Raw genomic sequence first — 4611 nt, 5'->3', positions numbered from 1 at the left:
CAAACCACATATGACTGGCTGGTGGTCAAGACTGGGCTTCAGGACTGGGTTCAACACACCTCTGATTATGCTGCGACAGGACAACGATCACGCGGTTTCGATATGCGCTACATGCTCGGCGTGGGAGTCAGCAAGTTTCAGGATTACGGTCTTGCGGCGCTCTACACGACACTGGTGTTTTGCGTGCGCCTGGTGATCCTGACCCTCGCAATCCCGTTATTTATGATGACGGCGTTCGTGGGTTTCGTCGACGGACTGGTGCGCCGAGACCTGCGGCGGTTTGGTGCCGGCCGCGAGTCCAGCTATCTGTATCACAAAGCTCGAGCAACGATGGTGCCGCTGGTGATCATCCCCTGGAGCCTCTACCTGGCCCTGCCTTTCAGCGTGAGCCCTTTGCTTGTGCTCTTGCCGTGCGCAGCTCTGCTCGGCCTGGCCGTCAGCATTACAGCGTCCAGCTTCAAAAAATACCTTTAGGTGCCCCTCATGCAATGGACAGAAGAACAACTGCCAGCGATCCACTCTTGCGCGAAAAAGCTACTGGTCCAGGCATTTGCCGGTACCGGGAAAACAACAACACTCGTCGGTTACGCCGAGCACAACGCGTCGGTCAAAATGCTGTACCTCTGCTACAACAAAGCCGTTGAGATGGCGGCAAAGAACCGTTTTCCACGCAACGTGACCTGTAAAACCGCGCACGGCCTTGCCTACGCTGTCTATGGCAGCCAGTACAAACACAAGCAGGCCGGCAATCTGCGTTTGACCGACATTGCGAGGACGATCAATACGCAGGATTGGGAGCTGGCCAAAGACATCGTCTCGACACTCAATGCCTTCATGGCCAGCAAAGACCTGGAGCTGCAGGAGGATCACTTTGTGAGATTCCAGAGCAACCGCACGCTGACCTCGGTCCAGCAGCAGTACATGAGCAAAGCGCTGAATCTGACCAGAGACGTTTGGGACAAGATGGTCGATATCCAAGACCGCTCAGTCTCCATGACGCACGACGGCTATCTGAAGCTGTACCAGATGAGCCAGCCGGATCTGAGCCAGCGCTTCGGTGCGATCCTGCTCGACGAAGGGCAAGACGTGAACCCGGTCATTGCAAATCTGGTCCAGATCCAAACAATAACGCAAGTGACCGTAGGTGATCGGCATCAGCAACTGTATCGGTTCAGAGGCGCTGTGGATGCTTTAAACAGCCCGGCGATGAACGACGCCGAGAAACACTTCCTGACTCAGAGCTTCAGATTTGGGTCGGCAGTTGCCTACGTGGCCAACGTCATCCTGTCCTTCAAGGGTGAAAAGATCCCCCTCCAAGGCCTGGGACAGCCGACGTTGGTGAAACGAGCCTTACCGGACGATCTGCCTCACCGTACCTACCTGCACCGCACTGTGAGCGGCGTGATCGAGAACGCGCTGCGCCTGGTCAACCAAGACCACCGCATGCAGTGGATCGGAGGGATCGACAGCTATTCCTTGCGCGATCTGGAGGACCTGTTCTATTTCAGCCGGCACATGAATCACCAGGTCCAGCAGCGAAAACTGCTCACTGACTATGCCGATTACGACCAGTATGTCGTGATCGCGAAGGCCACGCAGGATCCTGAGATGCTGCGTTCGATCAAAATCATCGAAAACTACCCAGACCTACCTCAACGAATCGAGCAGCTGCGTGCTGCTTCTGTCACGTCGGAGCTCGATGCAACCGTGACCCTCAGCACCGCGCATAGAGCCAAAGGTCTGGAGTGGGACTTCGTTGGGCTTTATGACGATTTTTCGGCAGATCCGCTCTCGCCTGACATCGACGCCGGCAAACGCGACGATGAGCTGAACCTTCTGTACGTAGCTGTCACAAGAGCCATGAAGATTCTGGCCGTCAACTCGCTGGTGATCGACATCATGCAGCGCTTCAAGGACATTAAGCAGCGCTCATAACATTGAGGCGCGGCGCCGCCTTCTCCCAGCCAGCTACCTTCTAAAAAGTAAGTCATCTTCGGTTAGCGTGAAGAACTCGGGTTCTACACCACCATGAGCAATCACACCAGCGGGGCATGTACTCCCCGTCCTCTTTTGGAACCGTTGGAGCATATGCACCACGAAGGAGGTGCATTTATTCATAGGATCCAATCCATGCAGAATCATGTCATTATTTCCAAAGGCGCCACACCTTTGTCGAGAGGAGTTACAGCCAGCGATGTCAAGCCTGCTTATGCGCAATTGACACCCGAAGCTTATCGACACGCAATAACGAAATTCAAACAAGCACTGACAACCCCGGAGCGGCCAACCGGCGAACCCGTTTTCATCTACGACCGCACACCAGGCGAATTGGAAAATTTTCGTTCTTCGGACAGTTTTATCCTCCCTCATGACCTCAATCAGAAAGGCTGGGACACGCTGCACATTTCCGGCAGTGCCAGTATCGCCAGTTTGGAGCAAGTGCAACGTTTGCATCCCACCCCCGAAAGACCAGTCGTGGTATTGGACGTACGAGAGGAATCTCACGCGATCGTTGGGGGTTATCCATGTACTTGGCGACTGGGCAACAACTGGGCGAATGTGGGTAAAAGTCGCAATGACGTGATCGCCGATGAGCAATCTCGCATCGCTGCGCTCAAGCAGCAGCCAACAGTCGAGATCATTCACCGCAAGGATGCCAAACACGGGCTGGAGAATCCTCGTAAGGTCGTGCTGAACAACCCGGATATCTCAAGTGAAGAAGACTTAGTGAAGTCCACGGGTGCGGAGTACCTTCGTTTGATGGTGACCGACCACATGGGACCGCGTTCCGAAGACATTGACCTTTTCGTAGCCATGGAGCGCGCGCTACCCGAGCAGGGTCGGGTACATATCCATTGTGGAGTCGGGCAAGGCCGCACAGGTATCTTCATCGCAATGCACGACATGCTCAAGAACGCTCACCACGTATCATTTCATGACCTGATAGAACGCCAACTCGTTTTCAATCCGGGGCGCGCTCTGGATTTCAACAAGGATGTCACCCACGAAGGCAGAGCCAACCTGCGCAATGACCGCTTGGAATTCATCTCGCTTTTTTACGAATACGCCAAGCAAAATCCCAAAGGAGCGCCGCGATCATGGTCAGAATGGCTCGCTGACCCGAACACCCCATCTCAACAACGCTAACTGACTACCACCCTGCTCCGGGACAATTAGCTAAAATTCGGCACCTTAGTGGCTATCTCGCTAAGACCAGCACTATGAGTCCACTCAGCAAGCGGCAAATGCTTGGCTGGGGGTGGTGCCGTTTTTTTCGTTGGATTCCTTTAATAGGCAGCCTTCGGCTGTAAAGGGATGTGTCTTTGCCTTCAAAGCTATCGGTGATCATGCATGCCTACCAGTTTCACCCCGTCCTCTGAAAAACCTCTTCGCGGCCAACGGCTGCTAGGCAGGCTTGCTGGAAAGCGGTGGTCTGCGCCAGATTTTAGTGTCACTGGCGATCGACATCATGCAGCGCTTCAAGGACATGAAGCAGCACTCAAAACCTCGATACCCTGTGCCTACCCAGCCACCTACTTTTTGAGACGTGAGTCGTCTTCGCCCAGTGTGAAGAAGTCGGGGTCTACATCGGTATGAGCGACAACATCATCGAGGGTCATATATTCCCAATCAGGTGTATTGCTGGCATCGAGAGTGACGATGGCCCAAGACCCTTCAGAAGAGATTCCAATGCCAGGCGCGTAGTGTTCGACCCAAGTAAATTGCTCAAGAACTTCGTACATCGAAGAAAACGCCTTGGGTAAAGCCCGCTCGGTATGAAGGCGATGAATCACACCGCTGATGATCTCTTCGATGTCATTCGTGACAGAAGTACCGTCATAGTATCGCAACTGAGCGATCAAACCGAACAGCATTCCTCCATCGGTGATACCCACACGTACAAAGCAAGCCCCCGACGCGTAATCGCCCTTGTATTCAAATCTTCGATAGTCAATCGTCCGCACTGCACTTGTCCTTCTCGAACAAAATTTACGTAATGCAGCTTTCCCCATCGTCTAACGAGACTCTCACTGCACGTTACATTTTCCAACCTTGAGGTTTATCGTTGCAACTGGCTGTTGCAGCCTGAAGACACACCTGATTCATCATTCCCTGCCTGGCATTTGGTACTTATGACTACATTTGAATACACCCAGACCTTCGTCCCCCTTCCCTATAAAACCGTGACCAGCGGCGTGCTGATGTTCAAGTCAACGGACGACACTACCGAACCGGACATTCACGGATATTTGAGCAACCCTGAAACGCTGGCCATATTGAATCGCCACGGCAGAGAAGGATGGGAGCTGGTCAGCGTTCAGCCGATCAATCGTGGCCACGAGCGATTTGGTAATCAAAACGCCCAGGCCTGGGCGGTTGGGTATGCAATCAGTACAGGGTTCCTGTTCTTCTTCAAACGCAGCGCTGCATCGCCTACCTCATTGGACAAACCCTCTCAGACTTAAAAAGGGTTTCGTACTGATTCAAACTCGGTCGTTGGTCATGCTATGGACATAGATTCCTACAGCTTCCAGGGCCCGCGACGTGAACTTCAATCCCCCCGCGCTCAGATCAACGTCTTCACGTGTGCAGATCTGCTTGACCGCAGTC

Annotated in this window: 5 protein-coding genes; 4 read left to right on the top strand and 1 reads right to left on the bottom strand. The window is 53.5% G+C overall.

All coding sequences use genetic code 11. The annotated features are described in order from the left end of the window. From ABJ99_RS18970 to ABJ99_RS18960, 3 genes are all read left to right on the top strand, one after another. The coding region (locus ABJ99_RS18970; RefSeq protein ID WP_154864461.1) for a TIGR03747 family integrating conjugative element membrane protein at window positions 1-474 on the top strand (474 nt) is incomplete at its 5' end. 9 nt (window positions 475-483) lie between these two features. Next, window positions 484-1935 carry a UvrD-helicase domain-containing protein gene (locus ABJ99_RS18965; RefSeq protein WP_054087125.1) on the top strand — a complete coding sequence of 484 codons (1452 nt, stop codon included), beginning with the start codon at window positions 484-486 and terminating at the stop codon, window positions 1933-1935. A 195-nt stretch (window positions 1936-2130) separates the two neighbouring features. After that, on the top strand, window positions 2131-3147 hold the full coding sequence (locus tag ABJ99_RS18960; RefSeq protein WP_054087124.1) for a phosphatase domain-containing putative toxin: 1017 nt from the start codon (window positions 2131-2133) through the stop codon (window positions 3145-3147). A 386-nt stretch (window positions 3148-3533) separates the two neighbouring features. On the opposite strand, the gene ABJ99_RS18955 is transcribed toward ABJ99_RS18960, so the two are convergent. Continuing rightward, on the bottom strand, window positions 3534-3965 hold the full coding sequence (locus tag ABJ99_RS18955) for a hypothetical protein (RefSeq protein ID WP_054087123.1): 432 nt from the start codon (window positions 3963-3965) through the stop codon (window positions 3534-3536). Window positions 3966-4133: 168 nt separating this feature from the next. Here ABJ99_RS18955 and ABJ99_RS18950 point away from each other — a divergent pair, with 168 nt between their 5' ends. Continuing rightward, on the top strand, window positions 4134-4466 hold the full coding sequence (locus tag ABJ99_RS18950; protein ID WP_054087122.1) for a DUF4177 domain-containing protein: 333 nt from the start codon (window positions 4134-4136) through the stop codon (window positions 4464-4466). Window positions 4467-4611: the final 145 nt, after the last annotated feature.

The sequence above is a fragment of the Pseudomonas syringae pv. cilantro genome (assembly GCF_001293775.1).
Classification (GTDB): Bacteria; Pseudomonadota; Gammaproteobacteria; order Pseudomonadales; family Pseudomonadaceae; genus Aquipseudomonas; species Aquipseudomonas syringae_P.
The sequence above is the reverse complement of the archived record's forward strand: the minus strand, read 5'-3'. Positions and strand labels throughout refer to the sequence as shown.